Source organism: Sulfuricurvum sp. (assembly GCF_028681615.1).
In the GTDB taxonomy this organism is placed as follows: Bacteria; Campylobacterota; Campylobacteria; order Campylobacterales; family Sulfurimonadaceae; genus Sulfuricurvum.
Genome location: NZ_JAQUHV010000032.1, coordinates 1 through 4,596, shown reverse-complemented (window position 1 = coordinate 4,596; position 4,596 = coordinate 1). Strand labels below are relative to the sequence as shown.

Sequence of the window (4,596 nt, the reverse complement as noted above, 5' to 3'; positions counted from 1 at the left end):
TTTGAAATGGATATGACTTTATGTGACAAATTGATTCCATTGATTCCAAATGGAAAAATCATAGTTGCAGAATCAGGTGTTTCAAATGTTGAAACAATCAAAAGATTAAGCTCTATCGGTGCTGATGCATTTTTGATTGGTGAGCATTTTATGAAAGTTCCAAATATTGAAGAAGAGTTGAAAAAGTTCAAACATTTGTATTAATAATTTATTTAATAAAACATTAAGCTATGTTTTAAAAAATATGAGGTAAAATTACAGAATTTTAAAAATAAAAGGACACATTCATGGCATTACTTACTTTCAAAGGAACTACGGCACAAGCTTTAGCAGCTATAACAGCAACTGATATTGGTCTAGATACAAAAGTTACAATCACAGATGCAGATTATACTGCAGCTAATTTAAACACTATCAATACTGCAACTGATTTACCAATTGTATTATTAAAAACAGCAGCTTCACAAGCACTAAGTGATACTGCAGTAAATATAGCAACTGCACTTGATGGAATTACAAACTACACAGGTGCTATTATAGTTACAGGTGCTAATCCAACTGCAGCTGAGTTAAACACTATCGCAAAATCAACAACTGGAAAGGTAACAGCTACTTTAGATGTTGCTACTACTATTGATTCAACTACAGTTACAGCTCTTAATGGTGTAAAAGCTACTGATAGTATTACATTTGTACCAACAGATGCTATTGTTTCAGGAACTAGTGAATTAACTGCTTTAATTAATCTAAAAAAACTACTTCCAAATGCAGATTTTTCTGCTGTAACTACACTTGAAGGTACTTCAGAAAATGTTGCTGCTATTAAATCAGCATTGAATATTGCAACAGATGCAGATGTAACAATTACTGCAGGACAAATCTCAGCAGTAGATGCAAATGCAATCGCAAAAGCAACAGATGGTGCATTAACTGCAACAATCAAAGATGGATCTGTAGCAGCAACTTTAAAAGCTCTTGTAAATGTAGATGCGACTGATGATATAACATTCACAACAACAGATAAAAGTGTAAATGCAAGAGATTTAGTTGCTTTAAATGATAAAATTCAAACTCCTGCAAATTTTACTGTAACTTCTATAACTACAATAACTGAAAATGCAGCAACTGTTGGTGTAGCTGCTGTAAATGTTACAGATGCATTAGCTATTGCAGATGTAGCTGTAAAAATTACAGGTACTATCTCAGCAACAACTGCAGATTTAATTGCAGGAGCAGCAGCTGAAACGGTAACAGCAACTATTGCAGCTGGAACAGCGTCAACTTTAGTTTCAGCATTAGGAAATGCAACTTCAACAGATGCATTAACTTTAACAGTAAACGGTGGAACTGCAGCAGCAGCTGATTTAAATGCTCTTAATGCTTTAACTAGCGTAGCTGTAAATGCAAGTGCTATTACAGAAATTACTGCTACAACTGTATTATCAGTAACAGATTTATATGCAGCAAATACAGCAAAAACTGTAAGTGGTCTTGGAAATGAGGCTATTAAAATTACTGGTGCTATTTCTGCAACAGATGCAAATACTATTGCAAAATTAACAACTAGTGTTGTAACAGCAACAGTTACAGCTGATGCAGCAGCTACTTTAGTTGCAGCATTAACAGATGCAAAAGCAACAGATGCATTAACTCTAGCAGTAACTGCTACACCAGCAGCAGCGGCAGATTTAAAAGCTCTTGATGGTAAAACTTCAGTTGCTGTAGATGCAAGTTTAGTTACATTAATCACTGGTAATGCAGCAGATGTGAAAACAGTTCTTGCAGCATCTGGAATAGATACAGCAGCAACTGTACCTGTAACAGTTTCTGGTACAGTATCAGCAGCTGATGCAAATACAATTACAGGTGCAACATCTGGAAAAGTAACAGCAGAAGTAGCAGCTGGAACAGCAGCAGCTCTAAATAAAGCATTAACTAATGCTGCAGCAACAGATGATTTAACTTTAACAATCTCAAAAGGAACTGCAGCAGCAACTGATTTAATTGATCTTGATGATAAAACTAATTTAGCGGTAAATGCAAATGCAGTTACAACTATCACTGGAAGTGCAGCAGATGTGAAAACAGTTCTTGCAGCGGCTGGAATAGATACAGCATTAGATGTAGCAGCAACTGTTAGTGATACAACAGTATCAGTAACTGATGCAAATACAATTGCAGCTGCAACAACTGGAAAAGTAACAGCAACTATTGTAGCTGGAACAGCAGCAGATTTAAATGGTTTAGCTGATGGTCTACAAGTAAATGCATATACTTTAACAGTAAACGGTGCAACTGCAGCAGCAACTGTTTTAAATAGTCTTGATGCTAAAACTAGCGTAAAAGTAAAAGTAGATGCATTAGCAGTAACTGGAGATTATGCTGATTTAGAAACATTATATGTGACAAATAAAGCTGGTTTTGCAAATCTTGGAAATGAAGCTGTAACTATTACAGGAACTCCATTAGCATCTCAAGTAAATACAATTGCAAAAGCTACGACTGGAATTGTAACTGCTGCTGCAACTGCTACTGCAGATGTTTTAGTTGCAAATTTAAAAGATGCAAATGCAACAGATGCTTTAACTTTAACAGTAACTGGTGCTGATGCAAAAGCTTCAGATTTAAATACTCTTGATGGTAAAACTTCAGTTGATGTAGTAGTAAATGCAACAAATGTAACTGGAAATATCGCTGATTTAACAAAATTATATGTAACAAATGTGGCTAATTTTACAGCTGCTCTTGGAGATGAGACTGTAACTATTTCTGGAACAGTAACAGCAGCTCAAGCAGATGCAATTGCTGATGTAACAACTGGAGCGGTAACAGCAAATATTGCAGCTGGAACAGCAGCAGCTTTAAATACAGCATTAGTTGATGCAAATGCAGGAGCAAATGCATACACTTTAACAGTAAACGGTACAACTGCAGCAGCAACTGATTTAAATGCTCTTGATGGTAAAACTTCAGTAGCTATAAAAGTAGATGCAAAAGAAATAACTGGAATTCAAGCTGACTTAGCAACTTTATTAGTAACAAATAAAGCTCACTTCACAGGTGAAGAAACAAAAGCTGTTAAAATTACAGATACAGTAGCAGCAAATCTAGTAAATGATATTGCAGTTGCTACAACAGGTGTTGTAACAGCAACAGTTACAGCTGGAACAGCAGCAGCTTTAAATACAGCATTAGCAGCTGCAAAAGCAACAGATGCATTAACTTTAGCAGTAACTGCTGCACCAGCAGCAGCAACTGATTTAATTGCTCTTGATGGTAAAACTTCAGTTAATGTAAATGCAAATTTAGTTACAGAAATCACTGGTAATGCAGCAGATATAAAAACAGTTCTTGCAGCAAAAACAATAACTAAAGCAGCAGATGTAGACGCAACTGTTGATGGTGTAATTTCAGCAGCGGATGCAAATACAATTTCAAAAGCAACAACTGGTACAGTAACAGCAACAGTAGATGCTGGAACAGCAGCAGCTTTAAAATCAGCATTAGCTGGTGTAGCAAATGATGGATTAGATGCATTAACTTTAACAGTAACTGGTACAACTGCAGCAGCAGCTGATTTAATTGCTCTTGATGCTAAAACTTCAGTTGATGTAGTAGTAAATGCAACAACAGTAACTGGAAATATTGTTGATGTAACAAAAGTATTAGTAACAGATGCAGCTAACTTTACAGGTGAAGATGCAAAAGCAGTAACTATTTCTGGAACAGTATCAGCAACTGATGCAGATGCAATTGCAGATGTAACAACTGGAGCGGTAACAGCAACTATTACAGCTGGAACAGCAGCAGCTTTAAATACAGCATTAGTTGATGCAAATGCAGGAGCAAATGCATATAAATTAACAGTAAGTAATGATACTACAACATTGGCTACTAATTTAACTGGTCTTGATGCTAAAACTTCAGTTGCTGTAGACGCACATTTAGTTACAGATATTAGTGGTTCTTCAGCAGAAGTAGCAGCGGCATATGCAACACCAACTACTGGGATAACTGGACTTGGAAATGAAACAGTACATATTACAGGAACTGATGCAACTGTGGCTAATGTAGCTGCAATTAATACTGCAACAACTGGAGTTATAACTCTAGGTACTTTAGATACTACAGCTGGTAACTTTAGTTTATCACAATTAGGTGATTTAAAAGGGATTACAGGGCTTGATACAATTGACACAACAGGTGTTAATACAGATATGACAATATCATTAAAAGATTTATTGGCATCAAATGATAGTGTAAATAGCATTGCCTTTACTATTGTTGGAGATGTTAATGATTCAATTTCATTTACTGATACAACTGGGTGGACATTAACTTCAGGGGGGAATACTGCGGCTGATCATTCAGCATATACAAACAATACTACTTCACAAGTAATAACTATTACTCATACTGATATAGTGATAAATGCTTAATAGAAAAGCAAAAAACATTAAGATTTAATTCTTAGGATAAAATCTAAAAAAAGCAAAAAACAAAAACTTAGAAGCTCTTGCTTCTAAGTTTTTTTGCGTTTAACTCTACTTTAAAACTAAGAGCTAAAAAATCACAAAGGAAAAACTTGAAAAGAAA

1 protein-coding gene and 1 pseudogene are annotated in these 4,596 nt (G+C 35.3%); both read left to right on the top strand.

All coding sequences use genetic code 11. The features are described 5' to 3' along the window. Positions 1 to 204: pseudogene (locus PHE37_RS13770) on the top strand (indole-3-glycerol-phosphate synthase TrpC); the annotation flags it as partial. 83 nt (positions 205 to 287) lie between these two features. Continuing rightward, positions 288 to 4,439, top strand: a complete 4,152-nt coding sequence (locus tag PHE37_RS13765) for a hypothetical protein (RefSeq protein WP_300008837.1) — start codon at positions 288 to 290, stop codon at positions 4,437 to 4,439. The last annotated feature ends 157 nt before the right edge of the window (positions 4,440 to 4,596 follow it).

Excerpts from the sequence above, each read along its gene's own strand:
- PHE37_RS13765 (WP_300008837.1), top strand. The coding sequence starts at position 288 with ATGGCATTACTTACTTTCAAAGGAACTACGGCACAAGCTTTAGCAGCT.